This is a genomic window from Methylobacterium sp. SyP6R (genome assembly GCF_019216885.1).
In the GTDB taxonomy this organism is placed as follows: domain Bacteria; phylum Pseudomonadota; class Alphaproteobacteria; order Rhizobiales; family Beijerinckiaceae; genus Methylobacterium.
Genome location: NZ_JAAQRC020000001.1, coordinates 834,697 through 856,958 on the forward strand (window position 1 = coordinate 834,697; position 22,262 = coordinate 856,958).

Sequence of the window (22,262 nt, forward strand, 5' to 3'; positions counted from 1 at the left end):
CAGGCACGGGCCGGCCCGGCGTTTCCTCGATCCCGATTCCTTGTTCCGGACCCGCGTCGTTGCTGCGTGGGTCTCGGTCTTTCTCTTGGAAGACCAAGGCGGCGCGTGCGCCGCCTCACCTCCCGCTCAGGCGGGCCCCGGCCCCGGCTTGCCGATGAAGCCGCCGGCCACCATCAGCGTGCCGCCCTCGCCCTTGGCGAGCGGCAGCATCGGCAGGCGCTTGCGCGCCGGCCCCTTGGCCACCCGGCCGCCCTGGGCCGGCAGGAACTCGGAATGGTGGCAGAAGCAGCTCAGGCGCTGCGTCTCGTGGCTCCAGCCGGAGATGGTGCAGCCCTGGTGGGTGCAGATGGCCGAGAGCGCCACGACCCCGTCGACCGCGTGGGCGCGCTGGTCCTCCGCGACCTGGTCGGGCGCGACCCGCACCAGGAGGATCTTGGCGAAGCGCGAGCCCTCGCGCCTGACCCCCTGCGGATCGACCGCCACCGCCTCGACGAGGTCGCCACCGACCGGCAGCGCGTCGAGGGTGATCGGCTCGCCGGCCTTCGCGCCGTCGCCGAGCACCAGCCGGTCGCCCTTCTGCGGCAGCGCCTCCTCCGGTCCCGCCCAGGCGGCGCCCCCCGCCGCACAGCAGGCCACGGCCCCCATCACCACGCTGCGCCGGTCGAGCCCAGGCTCGTGCCGCTGCGCGCGTCGTCTTGCGCGATCCATCGTTCCTCCCGGTGGAATCGTTCTTTGTTCTTATGATTTTCTATATGAGTAGCCGAGCCGGCGGTCGCGTCAACCCGCTTCATGCCAATTCACGGGTTCCTGATGTTTCGTATGCTTGGTGCGGCGCACCCAAATCCTGTGCGGTGCAGCGCGGCCGCGGCATCGGAGGCTCAGCGAGCGAGGTCTTGACGGGCCAGATCCTGACGGACGAGCGCGGATCGCAGGGTCTCGGCCAGCGCATCCGGCGCGATCGTGGTCGGGATCCGCGCCATCACGGCTCCCGTCGGGCCGACAAGGAAGAACTCGGCCGGGTGATCGACCACGCCGTCGTGGCGCCGGATCGGCGGTGCGGCGTAGGAAGCGGCGAGGCCGTCGATGACCGCGAGCGGGCCGGTCACCGCCACGATGGCGGGGTGGAACGTGTCGAGATAGGCCGCGAGCACGGCCGGGCCGTCGCGCTCGGGATCGGCGGCGACCAGCACCGGCACCAGCCGGGCGAGCAGGGCCGGGGCCAAATCGTCGAGGGCCTGCGTCACCGTCATCAGGGCGGTCGGGCAGAGGTCGGGACAGCGCGTATAGCCGAAATAGACCAGGCGCAGCCGGCCGGCGAACCGGGCCTCGTCCACGGCCGCACCGGTCTGGTCGACGAGGCCGCGCCCGGCGGGCCAGGCCAGGGAACCGGCTCCCGCGGGCGGGACGACGCCTGCACCGACCGACAGCAGGGCCGCGACGAGCGGTCCCCGGCCGAGGCGCCGCACCCATGACGAGACCGCACCCATGGCCAAAACCTCACACCACTTGGCGATGTAAGCGTCTTCGCCACGAAGCGCCATCGGACGGCGCCGATGATCCCCACATCTCGCAGGCTTTTGACCGATAACCTCGCGCCCCGGCGGCCTTTTACAAAAGGTTGCCCTGTCGCGGCGAGGGCTGCTTAACCGTCTTCTGCCGGCATTGCCGCATGCGGGCACATTCGAGCCTTCGCCGCAGCCCTCCGTTAACGGCGGTCGGTTGGTATGGCGCCACGAGGGAACGGTTCGTGACGGCCGGCGACGGTCACCGCGGGGGGCATCATGGGAATCATCAAGCAGCTCATCACATCGTCCGGGCCGCTCCTGGCCTATATGGGCGTCGTTCCCCTGCTGCGCATGGTGCCGTTCCTGCAGCGCCCGGCGCCGCCGTTCCGCGATGGACCGCTCCAGGCCACCGTCGACTTTCCGGCTTTGCAGCCCCCGGCCGAGCCCTACGCGTGGCCGCGCTCCCACATCCTGTCGGGCAATCCGGTCCAGACCGCGACCTACATCTATACCAGCCCCGACAACCTGTTCGCCGCCGGCATCTGGACCTGCGAGATCGGCAAGTTCCGCATCGATTTCGGCCGGGCCGAGTTCATCCAGATTCTCGCGGGCGTGGTGATCGTCACCGATGCCGAGGGTGTCTCGAAGACCTACCGGGCCGGCGACGCCTTCGTGACGCCCAAGGGGTTCTCCGGCACCTGGGACGTGATCGAGCCGATCAAGAAGCACTTCACCTGGTACGGCTCGGGGGAGTGAGCGGGCGGACGGCTCCGTCTGTATCCTTCGACCGAGCTATCACGCCCATTGCCAACTCGCAGGGTCATTCCGGGGCCGCGGAAGCGGAGCCCGGGATGGCAGCCTGTTTCACTTAGCTTGCATCTTTGTCCAACCCACGACCTCATCCTGAGGTGCGACCGAAGGGAGCCTCGAAGGAGGGCTCCAGATACCACTACGACTCCTGGAGCCCTCCTTCGAGGTCAGTCGATCTCCGATCGACTAACACCTCAGGATGAGGTGAAGATTAGGATGTTCTAGGGATTTCCCTAAATTTTAGCAGCTCGATCCGCCCAAACAGACTCTCAGAATGAGATTGCGGGGCAGGAGGGAATACGTTGATCGGTCAAACAAGCTCTCGACGGCATGGAGCAAATCGATCCGATATCGCAGAAAACCATTACAGATCGAAGTTCGTCGGCATCATCACCACGTCGCGGATGGTCATGCCCCGCGGCCGGGTCAGCATGAACATCACCACGTTCGCCACCTCCTCGGGTTCGAGCAGGCTGCCGGAGGCGCGGGCCTCCTCCAGCTTCTCGGCCGGCCAGTCGGCCAGCAGCGCGGTGACGACCGGGCCGGGCGAGATCGCGCCGACGCGGATGCCGTGCTTGAACACCTGCCGCCGCACCGTCTGGACGAAGCAGTTGATCGCCCATTTCGACGAGGCGTAGACCGGCTCCCACGGCGTCGGGTAATGCGCGGCGAGCGAGCTCGTCACGATGATGTCGCCGGAGCCCCGCGCGATCATGTGCGGCAGCACGTCGTGCACGTTCTTCATCACGACGTTGACGTTGAGGTTCAGCATCCGGTCGATCGCGGTGCTGTCCGCATCGACGAGGTCGCCGCCGACGTAAGATCCCGCATTGGCATGCAGGATGTCGAGGCGGCCCGCCGCCTCGAGGATCCGCGGCAGTAGGCCGGCGCAGGCGGCCGGATCGAGGAGATCGAGGGAGAGCGGGATCGCCGCCCCGCCATGCCTGGCGCATAGTCTGGCAAGCGCCGCCTCGTCCCGGTCGACCAGCACCACGCGGGCGCCCGCCGCCAGCATCGCCTCGGCGCTGGCGAGCCCGATCCCCGAGGCCGCGCCGGTGACCGCCGCGACCTTGCCTTGCAGTTCTCCCGCCACGGCGTTTCCTTCTCTGCCGATGTCAGCGCAGGGCCAGCGTCGGCACCGCCGGCTCGCCGTCCCGTGGCAGGCTCGTCTGCCACACCGTGCCGCTGCTGCCCTTCTGGTAGCCGTCGTCGTAGAGGCGGCGCATATAGGCGGTGTCGAACCCCTGCGAGGCCGGGACCTCGGGGATGCGCCGGTCGATATAGGTCAGGTTGAAGCCCATCCCGTTGCGGCGGGCGAAGGCCTGGGTGCTGGCGAGCGTCGCCCGGGCGCGGGATCGCCCGACCGTCGAGAGCGAGCGGACGGCGATCGGCAGGGTGCCGTTCTGCACCACGTCGAAGCTCGGCTCGATGCGGCCGTTGATGACGACGTAGATGTTGGGCTTGCCGCGGCTCGCGGCGATGCGCCCGTCCTGGGTCAGGAAGGCCTCGGGCAGGGTGAAGACCGGCGTCACCACCGAGCCGTCGACATGCATCTCCTGGAAGGCGTGGTTGCCGGCCTGGGCGTCGATCAGCATCGGCGGGAAGACCGCGGGCACGCTGGCCGAGGCGGTCAGCACGTCGCGGAAGAGTTCGACGGCATTGGGCTGGCCGCTCGCCGCGATGGCGCCCATGTCCCAGATCACCGCGCGCTGCGAATCGAGGTTGGTGGTGACGACGAGGAGCCGCCGGCCCTTGCGGTGCTCCTCGGCCACCGCCGCCAGCAGGTCCGGCGTCACGTAGCGCCCGACGAGGTCGCGCAGGCGTGCATCGCCGAACAGGCCGTCACCGGTCAGCACGTTGAGGGGGTTGGGCGAGCGCACCAGGGTCGCGGCCTCGCCGCTGGTGTAGATCTGGCGCAGGTAGCCGTCATAGGCCGGGCCCAGGAACGCGAACGGGGCGATCAGCGCACCCGTCGAGACGCCCGAGACCATGGTGAAGGTCGGGCGCTTGCCGGTCTCGCTCCAGCCGTTGAGCACGCCGGCGCCGTAGGCCCCGTCGCCGCCGCCGCCCGAGAGGGCGAGGTAGCTGAACGGCTCGCGCGAGGCCTTCACCTGGTCGGCCACCGCCGCGAAGCTGCGGGCCGAGCCGTCGGCCCAGAAGCGGATGTCGGGCTGCTGGCCCGGCACCGTGGCGGTTGCGGCTTCCGCCGCCGTGTAGGGCATGCGCGGCAGCGAGGCGCAGGCGGCCGCTTGCGCTCCGATCAGGGCCACCGCGAGGCCGCGCTTCCAGGTCGATCGAAGGGACACGATCATCACACCACGAGTTTCGCCACGCCGCCTCGCCGGGGAGTATCCGACGAACACGACGAAACGGCAACGCTTATGGCAAAGCTCGAGAGGCCGAACGGTTCCGCGCGAGGCTCACTCCGCCGCCTTGGAGCCGGCGCGGCGGCCGAAATCCGGCTCGGCGGTCTCCTGGCCCACGGCGACGATGCCGCGGCGGATCGCCCGGGTGCGGGTGAAGAGCGCGTGCAGGGCCTCGCCGTCGTCCCAGCGGATGGCGCGGGCCAAGGCCGCCAGATCCTCGTTGAAGCGGCCCAGCATCTCCAGCACCGCCTCCTTGTTGGTGAGGAAGATGTCGCGCCACATCGTCGGGTCGGAGGCGGCGATGCGGGTGAAATCGCGAAACCCGCCGGCCGAGAACTTGATCACCTCGGACTGGGTCACGGTCTCGAGATCGGCGGCGGTGCCCACGATGTTGTAGGCGATGAGGTGCGGCACGTGGCTGGTGATCGCCAGCACGAGGTCGTGGTGGGCCGGCGTCATCGTCTCGACGACCGACCCCAGTCCCTCCCAGAACGCCCGCACCCGCGCCACCGCCGCCGGATCCGTGCCCTCCGGCGGGGTCAGGATGCACCAGCGGCCGTGGAACAGGCTGGCGAATCCCGCATCCGGCCCCGAATGCTCGGTGCCGGCGACCGGGTGGGCGGGCACGAAGCCGACGCCTTCGGGCAGGTGCGGCTCGGCCGCCGCCACCACCGCGGCCTTGACCGAGCCGACGTCGGACAGGATCGCGCCGGGCGCGAGCGAGCCGGCGATCTCCGCCGCCACCGCCCCGATGGCGCCGACCGGCACGCACAGGATCACGAGATCCGCCCCCACGACGCCCGCCGCGAGGTCGGTGGTGGCCTCGTCGGCGATCCCGAGCGCTCGCACCCGCTCGATCACGCCCGCGTCGCGGTCGACCGCGACGATCGCCTGAGCGAGCCCGCCCGCCCGGGCACCGCGGGCGATCGACGAGCCGATCAGCCCGAGGCCGATGATGGCGAGGCGCCGGAACGGGGCCTCAGCCACGCGGGGGAGCCTTCACGAACTCGGTCAGCGCCGCCACCACGGCCTCGTTGGCCTCGGCGGTACCGATCGTCATGCGTAAGCCGTTCGGCAGCCCGTAGGCCCCGACCCGGCGCAGGATCATCCCGCGGGCGGTGAGGTAGGCGTCGGCGTCGGCCGCGGTCCGGCCGGCTGTTTCAGGGAAGTGGATCAGCACGAAGTTGCCGACGCTCGGCGTCACCACGAGGCCGAGGCCCTCCAGCGCCTTCGTCACCTTCGGCAGCCACGCGTCGTTGTGGGCCACGGCCTTGGCGATGTGGGCGTCGTCGGCCATCGCGGCGGCGCCCGCCGTGATGGCGGCGGCCCCGAGGTTGAACGGCCCGCGGATGCGGTTGACCGCGTCGGCGATCGCGGCGGGCGCGACCATCCAGCCGATCCGCAGCGCGGCAAGCCCGTACACCTTCGAGAAGGTGCGGGTCATCACCACGTTCTCGGATTCGGCCACCAGCTCCAGGCCGGCGGCGTAGTCGTTGCGCCGGACATATTCGGCATAGGCCGCGTCGAGCACCAGGAGGGTGGATTTGGGCAGGCCGGCATGCAGGCGCCGCACCTCGTCGAAGGGCAGGTAGGTGCCGGTCGGGTTGTTGGGATTGGCGAGGTAGACGATGCGGGTCTTGTCCGTCACCGCCGCCAGCAGCGCGTCGACGTCGGTGGTGCAGTCGCGCTCCGGCGCCACCACCGGCGTGCCGCCCGCCGCCAGGATGGCGATGCGGTAGACCAGGAAGCCGTATTGCGAGTACAGCCCCTCGTCGCCCGGGCCCATATAGGCGTAGGTCAGGAGCGACAGCAGCTCGTCCGAGCCGGCGCCGCAGACGATGCGCTCGGGATCGAGGCCGTATTTCTGCGCGATGGCCTGGCGGAGCTTGGTGGCGCTGCCGTCCGGGTAGAGCTCCAGATGCGCCGCCGTCTCCTGCATCGCCGCGATCGCCGCCGGGCTCGGGCCCATCGGCGTCTCGTTCGAGGAGAGCTTGTGCAGCGTCACGCCGGCCGGCGCCGCGCTCTTGCCCGGAACGTAGGCCTCGATCGCGAGGACACCGGGGCGCGGGACGGGGCGAAGGGCGGCGGCGGACATGGGCGAACCTTGGAATCGGCGTCGAACAACGTCACGCCGTCTAGAGCAAGTCGCGGCCTTTGGGAAACGGCGCGAAAAGCGCGGGAGCCCTGCGCCGGGCACGGCGGCGATTCGCCGGTTCAACGCGGCGGGCGCCCGGTAGCGCCGGCGGTCGCGGGGCGATACACCGGGGCTTCAAGGCCGCCCGTTCCGGCGCGGTCCTCGCCCCGCCGGATCATGCAGCCGAGTCGTCCTTCTTCATGCGCCGCCTGATCGTCGAGGAACCCGTCACCCGGGCGGCGCCCTGGGCGTTGCGCCTCGCCTGGCTCTCCCTCGCGGTGGTCGGCCTGTCGCTGCTCCTCGTGCGCGACCCGCGGGCGCAGACCGAGGCGGCGCTGGCGGCCCTCGGCTCCGGGGTGGGGCTCGCGCTCCTGGCGGTCCTGCTCGCCCTGGCGGCCTTCGTGCGGATCTGGCGCGAGGGCGCGCGCGGCCTCGGCATCGCGGTGGGCGGCCTCCTGCTCGCCGTCGTGGTCCTGGCCTATCCGGCCTACATGGTGGCCCGCGGCGCGATGCTGCCGCCGCTCACCGACGTCTCGACCGACATCGAGACCCCGCCGGCCTTCTCGCGCTCCCGCGCCGCCTGGGAGGCGCGGGGCTGGCGCCTGCCGCGCGATTCCAGCCCCGCCGCCCGCGCGCTCCAGCGCGAGGCCTATCCGCAGATCGCCCCGATCACCCTCGATCTCGGCCCCGACGAGGCCTTCGCGCTGGCCATGAAGGCGGCGCAGAACCGCAAGTGGCAGGTGGTCGAATCCTACAAGCCCGGCGGCCGGGTGGGCAACGGCCGCATCGAGGCGGTGGTGCGCTCGCGCCTGCTCGGGCTGCCCTACGACGTCACGGTCCGCCTGCACCCGCGGGCCGACGGCACCCGCATCGACGTGCGCTCCGCGACCCGCTTCGGGGATCGGGATTTCGGGCAGAATGCGGATCACATCCGGGCGTACTTGGATGAAATCGGGAATCTGGCGCTAGCGGTGAAGTAGGCGGGCGCTTTGTCGAGGTTGCTTGACTGAGCGACCCCGACATCTCACCCACGACCTCATCCTGAGTTCCTGTTTGAACGGGATCGTCTTTCATGAAGCCGGACACGGCAGGGCATATCTTGCCCGCGACCTCATCCTGAAGTGTCAGTTCATCGGAGATGGACTGACCTCGAAGGAGGGTTCCAGGGATCGCTGAGGTTTCTGGAGCCCTCCTTCGAGGTCAGTCGATCTTTGATCGACTAACGCCTCAGGATGAGGGGGAGGGTAGGATATCCTTGATCATCTGAATTTCAGCGATGGAAACACCACTCAAACAGGCTCTGAGGTGCGAGTGAACCTAGCGTCGACGGATGGCTCCAGACAACTCGGCGATCCCTGGAGCCCCCCTTCGAGGTCAGTCGATCTGCGATCGCGTGCGATCTCTGATCGACTGACACTCAGGATGAGGTTGCGGACGGGATCGCGATGGTCGAACGCATGCGCAGGGAACGGGCCGAGCCGACGTCTCATCCCGGCCGATACTCCGAATCCAACGTCGGCATCCCCTCCGTCACCACCCGCCCGCGCTCCACCAGATCCTCCAGATGGGCGAAGACCGAGAGCGCCGCCGCAGGGCGCAACGTCGGATCGAGGCCGGAATAGAGCGCGGCGACGAGGCCCGGGATGGTGCGCTCGCCGGAGGCCAGCCGTTCGACGATGCCGGTCTCGCGGGCGCGGCGGTGGCTCAGCAGACCGCGCACGAAGCGCTGCGGCTCCCGCACCGGGCCGCCATGGCCGGGCCAGTAGATGCTTTCCGACCGGCCGCGCAGTTTGTCGAGGGAGGCCATGTAGGCCCCCATCGCGCCGTCCGGCGGCGCCACGATGCTCGTCGACCAGGCCATGACGTGGTCGCCCGAGAACAGCGTCTCCTCCTCGGGGAACGAGAAGGCGAGGTGGTTCATGGTATGGCCGGGGGTGGCGAGCGCCGTCAGGGTCCAGCCCGGCCCCGAAACGCTCTCGCCGTCGGCCAACTCGCGGTCCGGCCGGTGGTCGGCATCGCCCGCCGCGTCGAGCCGTCCCCGCTCCGCGCCGCGCACGGCGCGCGCCGGCCGGTGCGGGCCGCAGCCGAGGATCGGGGCGCCGGTCGCGGCGGCGAGCGGCCGGGCGCCGGGCGAGTGGTCGCGGTGGGTGTGGGTGACGAGGATCGCGTCGACCGTTTCGCCGTCGAGGGCGGCGAGGAGGGCCGCCCGGTGCTCCGGATGGTCCGGGCCGGGATCGATCACCGCCACGCGGCCGTGACCGACGATGTAGGTGCAGGTGCCGCTCTGGGTGAAGGGCCCGGAATTCGGGCAGACCAGCCGCCGGACCAGCGGCGACACCGCCTCGACCCGGCCGCTCACCGGCGCTTCGCGCAGGAAGGAGGGCGCCGCCTCGGGCGCCTCGGACTCGCTCATCGGACGGGCTCCCGCGGCGTTGACGACGGGTCCGGGTTAGCCGGCGCGCTGCCCCCTGTCGAGGGGCCGGTCCGGGCGCCTCCCCCCGACGTCAGCCGGCCATCCACGCCCAGCACAGGAGGCCTGCGAAGAACAGGCCGGAACTCACGAAAACGGCCGCGACTTCGCGGAACGACGACAGACGATTCTCGAGCGCGGGCGACATGGCGGACGACGATGCGGGAGGGAGCCGGGCGGAGGCCTCGGCGGGAATGAGTTTCGTCACGAGCCCCTGTGAATCGCAAGCGCCGCGAGGGCGTCCTGCCCCGGAAGACGGTCCCTGTCTCCGGCCCGCAACAGAATCCCGCGGGCGCCGATCAGCGGAACGGGGAGGGCACCACGATCCGGATCGGGCCGGCGGTCGCGTCGCTGACGACGTCGGTAAAGCCGAGATTGCCGGAGGCGTAGCGCAGGCGGCCGAACCCGCCGGTCTTCTCCTCGGCGAGCGAGCGGCGGAACTCCGCCCGCGCCCGCTCCAGGCGGCTCACGTCGAGGGTGCGGTCGAGGTCGCGCCGCTCGGCGCGGGAGAGCATTCCGGCGCGGCGGAAATCGACGAAGCGGGCTTCCCCGCGCCGGTCGCGCCCCGCGAAGACCTGACCTCCCGTCCCGCCGGCCACCGCGTCGCCGGGCCGGAGGGTCGCGTCCTGCAGGAGCAGCCGGGCATAGCCGCCCGGGCCCGGGCTGCACGTGCAGTTCTGAACCCGCCGGCTGCGATAGGCGAAGGCGGCGGCGAGGCTGCGATAGGGCTTGCCCGTGCGGCTGACGGCCTGGTCCAGTTCCTCGCCGGCCCGCACCGTGTAGAGGGCGGTCTCCGCCCCCGGGCAGGCTGCGGCGCAAGCCTGTTCCTGCGCCGGCGCCGCGGTTCGTCCGTCGAGGTTGGCGAGCGGAAACAGGTAGCCGTCGCAGGTACGCACGCAGACGGTGCGGGCATGGTTGCCCGCGCCGGTGTGGTGGCTCGCGGCGGCGTCATCGGTCCGGCGCAGGGAGGCGGATTGCGCGACCGCGGCCCGCGGCCGCGGCGCCGGATCGGTCCAGCGCGGCCGCTCGACCGTCGCCTTGGCCGGCCGGCTCGTCCAGCGCACCCGCCGCTCGCCCAAGGAGGCCTCCGGTCGCGGCGCCCGCGCCGGCAGGCCGAGGCTGCGCGGCACGTCGCCGAGCAGGAAATCGAGCACGCCGGCATCGTCCGCCGCGTGCACCAGGGTGGTACCGGCGCCCACGCCCCCGATGCCGAGGAGCGCGCCGAGGGCCAGCGTGCGGACGAGGGCACGCGTCCGGGCGCCGCCGGACGGAGTCGAGGGGAAGTTCACGGGATGCCTCACCGAAGGTTAAGGTCAATTAACGATTCGCCCGGGACTCGCGCAACTGCGGAAAAGCGCTGAGATAACAATTTCATGACTCGACGCCGGCGGCGGGGTGATTCGGCTTGCCGCCGCCTCGGGCGGGAGCCCTGCGCCCGGCGATTCAAGAGGGTGAGCGCCGGTCCGCGCCACCGTTTGGCGCCTTGATGCGTTGAGGAGGGGAGCGGCGGCCCTGCGCGGACCGCCGACAGTCAAGGAGACTCGCGATGGATTCCGACCGGATCATCGGCGCCGGCAAGGAGCTCGGCGGCAAGGTGCAGCAGCGCGTCGGCGAGTGGACGGGCGATGCCGGCACCCAGGCGCAAGGCCTCGCCGACCAGGCGGCGGGGGCGGCCCGCAACGTCTACGGCCAGGCCAGGGACGGGGTGAGGGACGCGGTGCGCGGCCTTGCGGATACCGCACCGGACTATGCCGACCAGGCCCGCGAGACCGGGCGCCATTATTACCGGCGCGCCGACCGGGCGGTGGCCCGCCAGATCGGCGACCACCACCTCGCCGCCCTGCTGGTGGCGGGCGGGATCGGCTACGTCTTCGGTTGGCTGCTCCACAACCGCCACTGAGCACCGCTCCCTCGGGATCGGTGACGCTCGCTTGCGTCGCCGATCCTGTGCCCCCGCCGCCACGCCGCGCGAAATCCCTGTGCAGCACCCCCCGATCCCGCTTGAGGCAACGCCCCGTTGAGTGCGACCGCGGCAGGATGGCCGTCTGGCCTCGGCAGGAGTGCGGATGGGTATCGAGGGGTTCGTCGTCGACGGGCTGACGCAGGATGCGCAACGGCGGGCCGCGGATCCGCGCGCTTCGGCCTGGGTGTCGGCCAATGCCGGGGCGGGCAAGACCAAGGTGCTCACCGACCGGGTGGTGCGCCTGCTGCTGCACGGCGCGGCCCCGGCCAAGATCCTCTGCCTCACCTTCACCAAGGCCGCCGCCGCCAACATGGCGATCCGGGTGTTCGAGCGCCTCGGCCGCTGGGTCACCCTCGACGAGGCGTCCTTGCGCGCCGAGCTGACCGCGCTGGAGGGCGAGGCGCCGGACGGCGCGACCCTGCGCCGCGCGCGGCGCCTGTTCGCCCGGGCGGTCGAGACGCCGGGCGGTCTCAAGATCGAGACCCTGCACGCTTTGTGCGAGCGCCTGCTGCACCTCGTGCCGTTCGAGGCCAACGTGCCGGCCCGCTTCGTGGTGCTGGACGAGGCCCAGACCCGCGAGGCGATCGACCGCACCATCGACAACGTGCTGGCCGACGCGGTCGATACCCGCCATCCCGGCCTTGCGGCGGCTTTGAGCCTCGTCGCCCCCGAGGCGGCGGGTGAGGCCCTGCGCCGGGCGATGACGGCGGCGGTTCAGAATCGCGGCCTGATCGGCCATTCCGACGGGCTGCCGGCGCGCCTGGCCGCCCTGCGGGGCGCGCTGGGGCTTGCCCCCGACGAGACGCTAGCAGTGATCGAGGCGCGGATGCTCGACGGCGGGCCCGACCTCGCCGGGCTGATCGCGGCCCTGCGCACCGGCAAGGCCAACGACGAGAAGCGCGCCGACGCCCTGGCGCTCGCTCTCTCCGCCACCGGCCCGGCCCGGCTGACGCTGACCCTCGCCGCGTTCTTCAAGGACGAGGGCGAGGGCGACGCTTACGCCGCCTCGTCGCTCGGCACCAAGTCGGTCGCGGCCGACGCCAAGGAGGCGTTGCTCGCCGAGCAGGCCCGGCTCGCCTCGCTTCGCGACCGCCTCAAGGCCGCCCGGGCCTTCGCCCGGACCGAGGCCCTGTTCACGCTCGCCGCCGAGATCCACCGCCGGATGGAGGCGCAGAAGGCGCGCCTCGGCGCCCTCGATTTCGACGACCTGATCCACAAGACCCTCGACCTGCTGACCCGGGTCGATTCGGCCTGGGTGCTGTACAAGCTCGACCGCGGCGTCGACCACGTGCTGATCGACGAGGCGCAGGACACCAACCCGCAGCAATGGGAGATCCTGCGCCGGATCACCGAGGATTTCTGCGCCGGCGAGGGGGCCCGCGAGGCGGGCAACGGGCTCGCCCGCACCCGCTTCGCGGTCGGCGATCCGAAGCAGTCGATCTACAGCTTTCAAGGAGCCGCGCCGGAGGAGTTCGAGACAACGCGGCGGGCCTGGCGCAAGGACTCGGAAGGGGCCGGGCTGCCCTTCGCCGATGTCGGCCTGACCCTGTCGTTCCGCTCGGCGATCGGCGTCTTGCAGGCGGTCGACGCGACTTTCGCGTTGGCGGATCACTATCGCGGCCTGTCCTTCGGCGACGCGGCCATCGGCACCGTGCATTCCACCGCCCGGGTGCGGGCGCCGGGCCAGATCGAGTTGTGGCCGGTCGAGCGGCCGAGCGCCGAGGAGGAGCCCGACGCCTGGACCCATCCGGTCGATGCGATCGAGGCCGGCGCGCCGGCGCTCGTCACCGCCCGCCGGGTCGCCAGGGCGGTGCGGCTCTGGACCACCTCGGGCGACGAATCCGGCCGGGTCTGGCGGCCCGGCGAGGTCCTGATCCTGGTGCGCAAGCGCTCGGCCGCCTTCGAGGGCGTGATCCGGGCGCTGAAGGCCGAGGGCGTGCCGGTGGCCGGCCAGGACCGCCTCGACATCGCCGCCCACATCGCGGTCCTCGATCTCGTCGCCGCCGGCCGCGCCGCACTGCTGCCGCAGGACGACCTGACGCTGGCGACCGCGTTGAAGACGCCGCTCGTCGCCCTCACCGACGACGACCTCGTCGGCATCGCGGCCGGGCGCGATCCGGCCGAGTCCCTCGTCGCGGCGTTGCGCCGCCGGGCCGAGGCCGGAAACCCGGCCGCTCTCCGCGGCGTCTCCGCCCTCGACGGCTGGGCGGCGCTTGCCCGCGAGCACGGGCCGTTCGGCTTCTATGCCGAGCTGCTCGGGCCGCGGGGAGGCCGGGCGCTGCTGGTCCAGCGCCTCGGCGGCGAGGCGGGGGATGCCATCGACGTCTTCCTCACCGCCGCCGCCCAGGCCGAGGCCGGCCCGGACGCGCCCTCGCTCACCGGGTTCCTCGCTCGCTACGCTCCGAGCGGCGGGCGCGACGCCGGCGGCCACACGGTGAAGCGCGACCTCGATTCCGCCCGCGACGAGGTGCGGGTGATGACGGTGCACGGCGCCAAGGGCCTGGAGGCACCGTTGGTCCTGGTGCTCGACGGCTGCGATGCGCTGGGCCGCGATCCGCCGCTCATCCCGATGCGTCTCAAGGACGGCAGCACCGTGCCGGTCTGGTCGAGCGCCAAGGCGCATGACAGCCCGGCGATCACCCGCGCCCGCGACGCGCTCCATGCCAAGGCCGGGGAGGAGCACAACCGGCTGCTCTACGTCGCGATGACCCGGGCCAAGGACCGGCTGGTCATCGCGCCGTATTCCGGCAACGACAAGGAGACGCCGGCCGAGGCCTGGTGCGAGATGATCCGCCGCGGCCTGGTGCACCGGCTCGGCGGCGTCGAGGCGGCGGAGATGCCCTACGGCCCGGCGGAGAGTTGGCGCGAGGGCGCCGCCCTGCCGGAGGCGGCACCTAAGCCCGAGGGGGTCGAGGAGCCCGCCCTGGTGCCGGATTGGCTGCATCGCGCGGTGAGGCCGGAGGCCGAGCCGCTGCCGCCGCTGCGCCCCTCAGGGTTGGGCGCCGCCGACGAGCCGCGCCGCTCGGACGCCCGCTCCAGCGATCCGGCGGCCCGCCGTCGCGGCGTGCTGGTCCATGCCCTCTTGGAGCACCTGCCCGGTCTCGCGCCCGAGCGCCGGCCGGCGGCGGCCGCGGCCTTCGTCGCCGCCCGTGCCCCGGGTCTCGATTCGGACAAGCGCGGGACAATCGCCGCGGAAGCCCTGCGCCTTCTCGACGATCCCGACCTCGCGGTGCTGTTCGGGCCCGCGGCCCGGGCCGAGGTGACGCTTGCCGGCAGCATCGATGTCGGGGGAGCCTCGCGCCCGGTGCATGGCCGGGTCGACCGCATCGCCGTGACGGGGGAGGCGGTCTGGCTCGTCGACTTCAAGACCGGCCGCCCCCCGGCGGACGGCGCGCCGACGCCGCGGGGCCAGGCGGCTCAGGTCGCGCTCTATGCGCGCCTGCTCGCGACGATCTATCCGGGCCGGGCCCTGCACCCGCTCCTCGTTTGGACCGCCGGCCCGGTCGTGCGCCGCCTGACGCCGGAGGAATGCGACGCCGCCTTGGACACGCTGGCGTGACCGAAGGTGCGCCACCGCACGATCGGAGCGGGGACGGCTTGGCCGTCACGCTTGATCGGACCCGAAGCGGTTCTTAACTTCCCTCCCACGCGGGCCGGTCCGCGCCGTCGGCCGGCTTCATGACGAAAAGGATTTTCAAGCGATGGCAACCGTGAAGGTGACCGACGCGAGCTTCGAGCAGGACGTGCTGCAATCGGCCGAGCCCGTGGTCGTCGATTTCTGGGCGGAGTGGTGCGGCCCGTGCCGCGCGATCGGCCCGGCGCTCGAGGAAATTTCCAGCGAGATGAACGGCCGGGTCAAGATCGCCAAGGTCAATGTCGACGAGAATCCCGGCATCTCGGCCAAGTACGGCATCCGCTCGATCCCGACCCTGATGATCTTCAAGGGCGGCGAACTCGCCGATCAGGTCGTCGGCGCCAAGCCCAAGGGTGAGCTGTCGCGCTGGATTCAGGCCAAGGCCTGAGCGGCGCGGCCGCCGAACGACGAGGAGCCCGGCCGAGAGGCCGGGCTTTTTCGTATCCAAGGCCCGTCGTCGTCATGCATTGCCGACACGATGCAATTCCGACCCTGATCGGGAGCCCTGGAAAGTCGATATTGGTGTAAAATTAACGTACGCATGTCGATCATTCGCTCTCGGGCTGGTCTGGGACGCTCATCCGCCACCCTTGAGAGTGAGGAAGACGTGACGATGACGATCATGGCCGTGAGCGACGACAGCTTCGAGCAGGACGTGCTGCAGGCGGCAGAGCCGGTCGTAGTGGATTTCTGGGCCGAGTGGTGCGGACCCTGTCGGATGCTCCATCCGATTCTGGAGGATGTTTCGGTCAAGATGTCGGGAAGGGTAAGGATCGTCAAAATCAACATCGATCAAAACCCGTCGGTGCCGATGAGATACAATGTACGTGCGGTTCCGGCCTTGTTGCTTTTCAGGAACGGCAACGTCGTTGCGAGCAAGGTTGGACTGCTGCCGGCCAGCAAACTGATCGAATGGATCACGAGCAACAGCTGAATTTTTGCTGGACTGCGACGAACCGATGAAGGCGTCGTCCTCGCGCTCGCCGGCCGAGGGAAGGGGGCGGACTGCGCCGGCCCGACCGGGTGCTGGTGACGGTTGGTGCCTCACCCCCGCCGCAGCAAGGGCCGCGCGCTCCCCGGACCATAGGCTACCCAGATCGCCTCGCAGGCCGCCTGCCGGTCGCGCCGCAGCCGGGTGTCGAGGTCGTCGAGGGCTGCCTGGAGACGGACCGAGCGCGTCTTCTGGAAGAAGTCGGCGTGGTTGAGGCGCGTCTGCGACGAGAAGGCCCGGAAATGGTCGGCATCGATCCGGACGCCGTCGCATTTCCGGCTGGCGAGGTCGGCCTCGATGCCGGACAGCAGCACCGGGTCCTGCGGCGTCGCCTGTTCCCGATGCGGCTGGGCCGTGAAGCCGAAGGCGATCCAGGACGCCACGGCGAGAGCGGATCCGAGGGAGGAGCGCAGAATCATGGATGGGCTCGCGATGCGTCGATGACGAATCTGCGCCGAGAACGAGCGAGGACCATCCCTGTTCCTGCGCGCGCGGCCCGACATGTGCGCGGGCGCACGCCCGTAACGAGGGTCCGCGCCTCCGCTCGCTTTCATGCCGGGTCGCGGTCGATCCAGGCCGGGTCCATCGCCGCGACATCCTCCGCCGGGGCGACCCCGTCGAAGGGCGCCGCTGCCGGGGTCTCGCCGCGGATCAGGCTCTCGGCCTCGTCGTGGTCGACCTCGCGCATCTGCTCGGCCAGCAGCGCGAGGTAGCTCGCCGCCGCGGCCGTGCCGAACAATTCGGCGAACCGCGCATGGGCGACCGCCGTCATCGTCTCGACCAAGGCCTCGGGCGGGCTGCCGGCCTCGACGGCGTTGTCGAACACCGCCCGCCAGGCGCGGGACAGGCGCTCACGTAAGTCGAACGTATCGTCCACGGGTCGGCCTCTTTCGGGCCGGGAAAGGCCGGCCCTGATTATGGGCGTGCGGACCGGCGGTTTCCAGGCGGGGGAGGGGGTTCCCACCGGCCGGTCGGGTGCGATATCCGCCGCGGCGGTCGCTGCGCGGCCGCAAGGGAGAAAGACGCGATGAAACTCTACGGCACCAGCCTGTCGCCCTTCGTCCGCAAGGTCCTCGTCGTCCTCGCCGAGAAGGGCGTCGAGGTCCAGCACGTGCCGCTGCGCTTCCACGATCCCGATCCGCGCTTCCGGGCGGCGAGCCCGTTCGGCAAGATTCCGGCCCTGGAGGACGAGGACTTCCGGCTCGCCGATTCCTCGGCGATCATCCATTACCTGGAGCGCCAATATCCGGAGCCGGCCCTGCTGCCGCGCGGGGCGCGCGATCTCGGCCGGGCGACCTGGTTCGACGAGCTCGGCGATACCGAGCTGTTCCCGGTGCTGATCAAGCCCTTCGTCCAGCGGGTGTTGCGGCCCAAGATGATGAACCAGCCCTGCGACGAGGCGGTGGTCGCCAAGTGCATGACCGAGGAGCTGCCGCGGCTGTTCGATTATCTCGAAGGGGTGATCGACGGGCCGTATCTGGTCGGCGGCGCCTTCGGTCTGGCCGACATCTCGGTCGCGACGACGTTCCACAACCTGCATCTGGCCGGCGAGGCGGTCGATGCGGGGCGCTGGCCGAAGCTGGCGTCCTACGTCAAGGGCATCCTGGAGCGCCCGTCGTTCCAGACGGCGATCGCGGCCCGGCAAGGCTGAACGAGGACGGCGAGGAAAGGGAGGGAGAGGGGGCTTTTCCGCGTCCCCTCTCTCAGCGTCCCTTGGCGCTGCGGCGGTAGAAGCCGTCGACCTGGGCCTGGGCCTCGGCCCGGTCCCGCTCGTTGGCCGCCGCCATCGCCTGCTCCTGCAGGGTGACGATCCACTGGTCCTTCGGCCCCTCCGCGGCGTCGCGGGCGAGCGTCAGCCAGGCCAGGCCCCGGGCGCGCTGCACCGTGACGCCCTGGCCGTTGATCAGGAGCTGGCCGAGCAGCGCCTGGGCCGCCGGGTGCCCCTTCTCGGCGGCGAGGTTGAACCAGCGCGCCGCCTGGCGCGGGTCCTGGCCCACGCCGGTGCCGTCGAGGTACAGCCGGGCGAGGTTGTACTGCGCGTTCGGGTCCCCGTAATAGGTCGCCGCGTAGTTGAACATGTCGTAGGCGCGCTCGACGTTCGCGCGGACGTAGGAGCCCTTGATCCCGTCGAGGAAGTAGCGCCCGAGCGCCGTGAAGGCGCTCGCCACCACCCCGGCATTCGGCGCCTCCGGGCCCTCGTCGGCGTTCTCGTCGGCGATCTTCGAGAAGAACTCGAACGCCTTGAGGTCGTCGTGCGGGACGCCGTCGCCCTCCGCATACATGCGGCCGAGCTTCCACAGGGCGAGCGCGTGGCCCTGGCCGGCGGCGTATTCGAGGGCACGCGCTGCGCCCTCCTTGTCGCCGGCATTGTAGTCGCGCATGCCCGTCCGCATCGCCTCGCGGGCGTTGCGGTAGCCCACGGCTGCAGGCACCGGAGTCCGCACCGCGGCGTCGAGCGCCGCAGCGGGACCCGCCCCGGCCATGGTCAGGCCGAGCAGCGCGAGGAGGAACCGGCGACCCGCCCGCTGGGGCAGGCCGGCCTCAGATATCCGCATAGGAGAGCGTCTCCTGGGCCCCGCCCGGATGCGTCACCGCGCCCGTCACCGCCGGGCCGACGGTCTGCGCGTATTTCCACAGGTAGCCCGAGGTCGAATCGTTGGCCCGCGGCTGCCAGGCCGCGCGGCGCCGGGCCAGCTCGTCGTCCGAGAGGTCGACCGAGAGCGTCCCCTGGATCGCGTCGATGCGGATCATGTCGCCGTCTTGCAGGAGGCCGATCGGGCCGCCCACCGCGGCTTCGGGCCCGACATGGCCGATGCAGAAGCCGCGGGTGGCGCCCGAGAAGCGCCCGTCGGTGATGAGCGCCACCTTGTCGCCCATGCCCTGGCCGTAGAGGGCGGCGGTGGTCGCCAGCATCTCGCGCATGCCGGGGCCGCCGCGCGGGCCCTCGTAGCGGATCACCAGGACCTCGCCCTCCTTGTAGCTGCGGTTCTTCACCGCCTCGAAGCAGAGTTCCTCGTTGTCGAAGACCCGGGCCGGGCCGGCGAAGGTCTGCTTCTCCGGCGGCATGCCGGCGACCTTCACGATCGCGCCTTCCGGCGCCAGGTTGCCCTTGAGGCCGACCACGCCGCCGGTCGCGGTGATCGGCTGGCTGGAGGGGCGCACCACGTCCTGGTTGACGTTCCAGGCCACCTTGGCGAGATTCTCGGCGATGGTGCGGCCGGTGACGGTGATGCAGTCGCCGTGCAGGAAGCCGCCGTCGAGCAGCGTCTTCATCAGGAGCGGGATGCCGCCGACCTCGAACAGGTCCTTGGCGACGTAGCGCCCGCCGGGCTTCAGGTCGGCGATGTAGGGCGTGCGCTTGAAGATCTCGGCGACGTCGAACAGGTCGAATGCGATGCCGCATTCATGCGCGATCGCCGGGAGGTGGAGCGCCGCATTGGTCGAGCCGCCCGACGCCGCCACCACGGTCGCGGCGTTCTCGAGCGCCTTGCGGGTGACGATGTCGCGCGGGCGGATGTTCTTGGCGAGCAGCTCCATCACCATCTCGCCGGCGGTGGCGCAGAACCGGTCGCGGATCTCGTAAGGAGCGGGCGCGCCGGCCGAGTAGGGCAGGGCGAGGCCGATCGCTTCGGAGACGGTCGCCATGGTGTTGGCGGTGAACTGCGCGCCGCAGGCGCCGGCCGACGGGCAGGCGACCTGCTCCAGCTCCTCGAGGTCGTCGTCGCTCATCGCGCCGACCGAGTGCTTGCCGACCGCCTCGAACAGGTCCTGGATGGTGACCGGCTGGCCGCGGAAGGTGCCGGGCAGGATCGAGCCGCCATAGATGAAGACGGAGGGCACGTTGAGGCGCACCATCGCCATCATCATGCCGGGCAGGGACTTGTCGCAGCCGGCAAGCCCCACCAGCGCGTCGTAGGCGTGGCCGCGCATGGTGAGCTCGACCGAATCGGCGATCACCTCGCGGGACGGCAGCGAGGCGCGCATGCCGCGATGCCCCATGGCGATGCCGTCGGTGACCGTGATGGTGCAGAATTCCCGCGGCGTGCCGCCGGCCGCCGCCACGCCCTTCTTCACGGCCTGGGCCTGGCGCATCAGCGAGATGTTGCAGGGCGCCGCCTCGTTCCAGCAGGACGCCACGCCGATCAGCGGCTGGTGGATCTGCTCGCGGGTCAGACCCATGGCGTAGAGGTACGACCGGTGCGGCGCGCGCTCGGGACCCTCGGTCACGTAGCGGCTGGGCAGCTTCGATTTGTCGGTGGTGTGACGCGCGTCCATGGCCCTGTCCCGTACCCGTAGTTTCTTGAAAGGCCGGTTTTTCCCCGGTCCCGCTCCCTGCACCGCCCTGGGACGGCTCGCGCGAACGGACCCGTCGCCTCAGTCAATCCGCCAGCGCCGCCCGCGATCCCCGGGAGGCCCGGAACACCACGATAAATCACTGTAGGGACAGTCGTTTAACGTGGCCGTTGAGGTGCCGCCGGTTTATGGCGGGAACGCGGCGGTGCGGGGGGCGGTCTGGGGCAAAGCTGGGATGCTTTCGCGGTGTTGCGGCCTCGCCACAGCTAAGCTTGTGGAGAAGCTCTGACAGGCGAGGCGGTCGGTCGTCGGCATGGGGGGAGAGTGCCGGTTGTTTGTGCCCGGCGTGAGGCATGAGCCGTGCGGGAATATGGCTCGCGCGGGACGGTTTGGGGCAGCCATCCGATGATCGGCGCGATGCGTCGCATCGCTCCGGGAAAGCTGTTTTCCAGTAAAGCTTCCACCGCACAGGGTCATCCCGGGGCCGCGCAAGCGGAGCCCGGGATCCAGAACCGCCGGAGGACCAGGATCAAGCGGTGCGCGATCCGCCTTGTTCTGAATGGTCGGCAGTTCTGGCTTCCGGGCTCCGCTTGCGCGGCCCCGGAATGACGAGGAGGGTATCAAGACGGTCGGTACGAACCTCGAGTCGTACTCACGCCGAGCGCGGCGCCGCCACCCGGTGCCGCAACCCCGCGATCACCGCCCGGAGCGTCCCGGCCTCGGTCTCCGCCGCGTCGGTGCGGGCGTAGATGCGGTCGTGCACGAAGGACAGCTTGCCGATCGTCGCCGGCGTCATCCGGAACGGGTACAGGTCGGGCTGGCCCATGCTGCGGTTGAGCGAGTTCATGGCGAAGGTCAGCGGCAGCCAGGCCTCGATCAGCCGGCCGAAATCCGGGCTGCGATAGGGGTCGAAATCCACTTTCGCGGCCAGCGTGATCGGCGCGTGGAGCGCCGGCCCGGCCTGGAGCTTGGGCTGCACCCGCACGCCGAACTGGCTCGCCGTCTCCAGCGTGTCGACGATGTGCATGTAGTGGGCCCAGGTCTCGGCAAAGTCCTCCCAGGGGTGGGAGGTGGCGTAGGCCGACACGAAGGTCTCTTGCCAGCCCTCGGCCGGGCCGTGGGCGTAGTGGCGCTGGAGCGCCGCGCCGTAATCGGCCCGCTCGTCGCCGAACGCCGTCCGGAACGCGTCGAGGCAGGGATCGGCCCGCACCAGCACGTTCCAGAAGTAATGCCCGATCTCGTGGCGGAAGTGCCCGAGCAATGTGCGGTAATGCTCGCCGAACTGCGTGCGCCGCCGCTCGCGCTCGACGTCGTCGGCCTCCGCGATGTTGAGGGTGATGAGGCCGTTGTCGTGCCCGGTCAGCACCGGCGGGCCGGTGAGGTAGGATTCCGCCGGATCGACCAGGAAGTCGAAGGCGAGGCCGGTGGGGTCGTCGCGCCGGGAGGCGAGCGGCAGGCGCAGACGCAGCATGGCGTAGAACAGCCGGCGCTTGGCCGCCTCGACCTCGCGCCAGCGGGTCTTGTTCCAGGGAATCGACAGGTCCGGCACCACCCGGTTGTGCCGGCAGGCGAGGCAGTAGGTCTCGCCCGAGCCCGCGGGAACGAGCCAGTTGCAGCCGCCCGACTCACGGTTGGCGCAAGCGCGGTACTTCCGGCGCGGATCGGCGAGGCCGCGCCAGCGCGAGCCGGCCCGCAGCATCGCGGTCATGTCGGTCAGTTCGGGATCGTAGCCGAGGCGGCATTCGCAGCTCTCGCAGGAATCGGCCTCGAAATGGGCCGGCTGCGCGCAGGACTGGCACTGGAAGATCTTCATCGCGGCGTCCGGACGGGCCCCGCGGGATGCGGGGGTGGAAACCCGACGGGGCGAAACCTCAAGGAGCTATCCCGCCCGGAGGTTCCGTGGCGGACGGCACGGGACTTGCCTCAATTTTTTGCCCTGCCGCCTCAGGACCGGTTTCGCGATGACGTAGAGAGACGCGAGACCGGTGCCGAGACCGGTGCAAGGAAGCGTCCGTCACGCGATGCGGCGGCTGACGCGGGCCCTGCCACGGTGTAGAAGCCCAAGCTTGGAAGCCACGGAACGCGCGAACAGGCCG

20 protein-coding genes are annotated in these 22,262 nt (G+C 70.8%); 7 read left to right on the plus strand and 13 right to left on the minus strand.

From position 1 onward, the window contains the following. Nucleotides 1–126: 126 nt before the first annotated feature. Nucleotides 127–708 carry a QcrA and Rieske domain-containing protein gene (locus HBB12_RS03770; protein WP_236988130.1) on the minus strand — a complete coding sequence of 194 codons (582 nt, stop codon included), beginning with the start codon at nucleotides 706–708 and terminating at the stop codon, nucleotides 127–129. Nucleotides 709–878: 170 nt separating this feature from the next. Then, nucleotides 879–1,487: an SCO family protein gene (locus tag HBB12_RS03775; protein WP_236988131.1), complete on the minus strand. Its 609-nt coding sequence runs from the start codon at nucleotides 1,485–1,487 to the stop codon at nucleotides 879–881. Nucleotides 1,488–1,781: 294 nt separating this feature from the next. Here HBB12_RS03775 and HBB12_RS03780 point away from each other — a divergent pair, with 294 nt between their 5' ends. Then, nucleotides 1,782–2,261: a cupin domain-containing protein gene (locus HBB12_RS03780; RefSeq protein ID WP_236988132.1), complete on the plus strand. Its 480-nt coding sequence runs from the start codon at nucleotides 1,782–1,784 to the stop codon at nucleotides 2,259–2,261. A gap of 418 nt (nucleotides 2,262–2,679) precedes the next feature. Here HBB12_RS03780 and HBB12_RS03785 read toward each other — a convergent pair whose 3' ends face one another. From HBB12_RS03785 to hisC, 4 genes are all read right to left on the minus strand, one after another. Then, nucleotides 2,680–3,408, minus strand: a complete 729-nt coding sequence (locus HBB12_RS03785) for an SDR family oxidoreductase (RefSeq protein ID WP_236988133.1) — start codon at nucleotides 3,406–3,408, stop codon at nucleotides 2,680–2,682. Nucleotides 3,409–3,430: 22 nt separating this feature from the next. Further along, a complete protein-coding gene (locus tag HBB12_RS03790; protein ID WP_236988134.1) occupies nucleotides 3,431–4,627 on the minus strand; it encodes a patatin-like phospholipase family protein in 1,197 nt (398 codons plus the stop codon). A gap of 108 nt (nucleotides 4,628–4,735) precedes the next feature. Next, nucleotides 4,736–5,668 carry a prephenate/arogenate dehydrogenase family protein gene (locus HBB12_RS03795; protein ID WP_236988135.1) on the minus strand — a complete coding sequence of 311 codons (933 nt, stop codon included), beginning with the start codon at nucleotides 5,666–5,668 and terminating at the stop codon, nucleotides 4,736–4,738. After that, nucleotides 5,661–6,776, minus strand: a complete 1,116-nt coding sequence (hisC, locus tag HBB12_RS03800; RefSeq protein ID WP_236988136.1) for a histidinol-phosphate transaminase — start codon at nucleotides 6,774–6,776, stop codon at nucleotides 5,661–5,663. The genes HBB12_RS03795 and hisC overlap by 8 nt, the downstream gene beginning before the upstream one ends. Nucleotides 6,777–7,015: 239 nt before the next feature. Between hisC and HBB12_RS03805 the strand changes: the two genes are divergently transcribed. Continuing rightward, nucleotides 7,016–7,795: a DUF1499 domain-containing protein gene (locus HBB12_RS03805; RefSeq protein WP_236988137.1), complete on the plus strand. Its 780-nt coding sequence runs from the start codon at nucleotides 7,016–7,018 to the stop codon at nucleotides 7,793–7,795. Between the two features lie 506 nt (nucleotides 7,796–8,301). On the opposite strand, the gene HBB12_RS03810 is transcribed toward HBB12_RS03805, so the two are convergent. Next, complete coding sequence (locus tag HBB12_RS03810; protein ID WP_236988138.1) at nucleotides 8,302–9,228, minus strand: MBL fold metallo-hydrolase; 927 nt, start codon at nucleotides 9,226–9,228, stop codon at nucleotides 8,302–8,304. A gap of 356 nt (nucleotides 9,229–9,584) precedes the next feature. Then, complete coding sequence (locus HBB12_RS03815) at nucleotides 9,585–10,574, minus strand: DUF2865 domain-containing protein (RefSeq protein WP_236988139.1); 990 nt, start codon at nucleotides 10,572–10,574, stop codon at nucleotides 9,585–9,587. 257 nt (nucleotides 10,575–10,831) lie between these two features. Between HBB12_RS03815 and HBB12_RS03820 the strand changes: the two genes are divergently transcribed. The 4 genes from HBB12_RS03820 (at nucleotide 10,832) to trxA (HBB12_RS03835) (ending at nucleotide 15,816) form a co-directional block, all read left to right on the plus strand. Further along, the gene (locus HBB12_RS03820; protein ID WP_236988140.1) at nucleotides 10,832–11,185 is read left to right on the plus strand and encodes a CsbD family protein; all 354 of its coding nucleotides are present in this window, start codon (nucleotides 10,832–10,834) and stop codon (nucleotides 11,183–11,185) included. A 166-nt stretch (nucleotides 11,186–11,351) separates the two neighbouring features. Beyond that, nucleotides 11,352–14,807 (plus strand): double-strand break repair helicase AddA, encoded by a 3,456-nt coding sequence (gene addA, locus HBB12_RS03825; protein ID WP_236988141.1) that lies wholly within the window; start codon nucleotides 11,352–11,354, stop codon nucleotides 14,805–14,807. A 142-nt stretch (nucleotides 14,808–14,949) separates the two neighbouring features. Beyond that, on the plus strand, nucleotides 14,950–15,270 hold the full coding sequence (trxA, locus tag HBB12_RS03830; RefSeq protein WP_236988142.1) for a thioredoxin: 321 nt from the start codon (nucleotides 14,950–14,952) through the stop codon (nucleotides 15,268–15,270). Nucleotides 15,271–15,495: 225 nt separating this feature from the next. Continuing rightward, nucleotides 15,496–15,816, plus strand: a complete 321-nt coding sequence (trxA, locus tag HBB12_RS03835; protein ID WP_236992650.1) for a thioredoxin — start codon at nucleotides 15,496–15,498, stop codon at nucleotides 15,814–15,816. Nucleotides 15,817–15,926: 110 nt separating this feature from the next. Here trxA (HBB12_RS03835) and HBB12_RS03840 read toward each other — a convergent pair whose 3' ends face one another. Together HBB12_RS03840 and HBB12_RS03845 are read right to left on the minus strand one after the other, a co-directional pair. Beyond that, nucleotides 15,927–16,292 (minus strand): hypothetical protein, encoded by a 366-nt coding sequence (locus HBB12_RS03840; RefSeq protein ID WP_236988143.1) that lies wholly within the window; start codon nucleotides 16,290–16,292, stop codon nucleotides 15,927–15,929. A gap of 131 nt (nucleotides 16,293–16,423) precedes the next feature. After that, nucleotides 16,424–16,750, minus strand: coding sequence for a hypothetical protein (locus HBB12_RS03845; protein WP_236988144.1), 327 nt, complete (start codon nucleotides 16,748–16,750; stop codon nucleotides 16,424–16,426). A gap of 150 nt (nucleotides 16,751–16,900) precedes the next feature. Here HBB12_RS03845 and HBB12_RS03850 point away from each other — a divergent pair, with 150 nt between their 5' ends. Continuing rightward, a complete protein-coding gene (locus HBB12_RS03850; RefSeq protein ID WP_236988145.1) occupies nucleotides 16,901–17,524 on the plus strand; it encodes a glutathione S-transferase family protein in 624 nt (207 codons plus the stop codon). A 52-nt stretch (nucleotides 17,525–17,576) separates the two neighbouring features. Here HBB12_RS03850 and HBB12_RS03855 read toward each other — a convergent pair whose 3' ends face one another. The 3 genes from HBB12_RS03855 to HBB12_RS03865 all read right to left on the minus strand — a co-directional run bounded on the left by HBB12_RS03855 (nucleotide 17,577) and on the right by HBB12_RS03865 (nucleotide 21,979). Then, nucleotides 17,577–18,428, minus strand: coding sequence for a tetratricopeptide repeat protein (locus tag HBB12_RS03855; RefSeq protein WP_442919223.1), 852 nt, complete (start codon nucleotides 18,426–18,428; stop codon nucleotides 17,577–17,579). Next, nucleotides 18,415–20,148 carry a dihydroxy-acid dehydratase gene (gene ilvD, locus HBB12_RS03860; RefSeq protein ID WP_236988146.1) on the minus strand — a complete coding sequence of 578 codons (1,734 nt, stop codon included), beginning with the start codon at nucleotides 20,146–20,148 and terminating at the stop codon, nucleotides 18,415–18,417. Before ilvD ends, HBB12_RS03855 begins: the two co-directional genes overlap by 14 nt. Before the next feature lie 670 nt (nucleotides 20,149–20,818). Then, a complete protein-coding gene (locus HBB12_RS03865) occupies nucleotides 20,819–21,979 on the minus strand; it encodes a zinc-binding metallopeptidase family protein (protein WP_236988147.1) in 1,161 nt (386 codons plus the stop codon). Nucleotides 21,980–22,262: the final 283 nt, after the last annotated feature.

Bases quoted from the DNA above. Each gene is read 5' to 3' on its own strand.
- HBB12_RS03865 (WP_236988147.1), bottom strand. From the start codon at position 21,979: ATGAAGATCTTCCAGTGCCAGTCCTGCGCGCAGCCGGCCCATTTCGAG.
- HBB12_RS03810 (WP_236988138.1), bottom strand. From the start codon at position 9,228: ATGAGCGAGTCCGAGGCGCCCGAGGCGGCGCCCTCCTTCCTGCGCGAA.
- hisC (WP_236988136.1), bottom strand. From the start codon at position 6,776: ATGTCCGCCGCCGCCCTTCGCCCCGTCCCGCGCCCCGGTGTCCTCGCG.
- HBB12_RS03805 (WP_236988137.1), top strand. From the start codon at position 7,016: ATGCGCCGCCTGATCGTCGAGGAACCCGTCACCCGGGCGGCGCCCTGG.
- addA (WP_236988141.1), top strand. From the start codon at position 11,352: ATGGGTATCGAGGGGTTCGTCGTCGACGGGCTGACGCAGGATGCGCAA.
- trxA (WP_236992650.1), top strand. From the start codon at position 15,496: ATGACGATCATGGCCGTGAGCGACGACAGCTTCGAGCAGGACGTGCTG.
- HBB12_RS03820 (WP_236988140.1), top strand. From the start codon at position 10,832: ATGGATTCCGACCGGATCATCGGCGCCGGCAAGGAGCTCGGCGGCAAG.
- HBB12_RS03775 (WP_236988131.1), bottom strand. From the start codon at position 1,487: ATGGGTGCGGTCTCGTCATGGGTGCGGCGCCTCGGCCGGGGACCGCTC.
- HBB12_RS03850 (WP_236988145.1), top strand. From the start codon at position 16,901: ATGAAACTCTACGGCACCAGCCTGTCGCCCTTCGTCCGCAAGGTCCTC.
- HBB12_RS03855 (WP_442919223.1), bottom strand. From the start codon at position 18,428: ATGCGGATATCTGAGGCCGGCCTGCCCCAGCGGGCGGGTCGCCGGTTC.
- HBB12_RS03840 (WP_236988143.1), bottom strand. From the start codon at position 16,292: ATGATTCTGCGCTCCTCCCTCGGATCCGCTCTCGCCGTGGCGTCCTGG.
- HBB12_RS03780 (WP_236988132.1), top strand. From the start codon at position 1,782: ATGGGAATCATCAAGCAGCTCATCACATCGTCCGGGCCGCTCCTGGCC.
- ilvD (WP_236988146.1), bottom strand. From the start codon at position 20,148: ATGGACGCGCGTCACACCACCGACAAATCGAAGCTGCCCAGCCGCTAC.
- trxA (WP_236988142.1), top strand. From the start codon at position 14,950: ATGGCAACCGTGAAGGTGACCGACGCGAGCTTCGAGCAGGACGTGCTG.
- HBB12_RS03770 (WP_236988130.1), bottom strand. From the start codon at position 708: ATGGATCGCGCAAGACGACGCGCGCAGCGGCACGAGCCTGGGCTCGAC.
- HBB12_RS03790 (WP_236988134.1), bottom strand. From the start codon at position 4,627: ATGATCGTGTCCCTTCGATCGACCTGGAAGCGCGGCCTCGCGGTGGCC.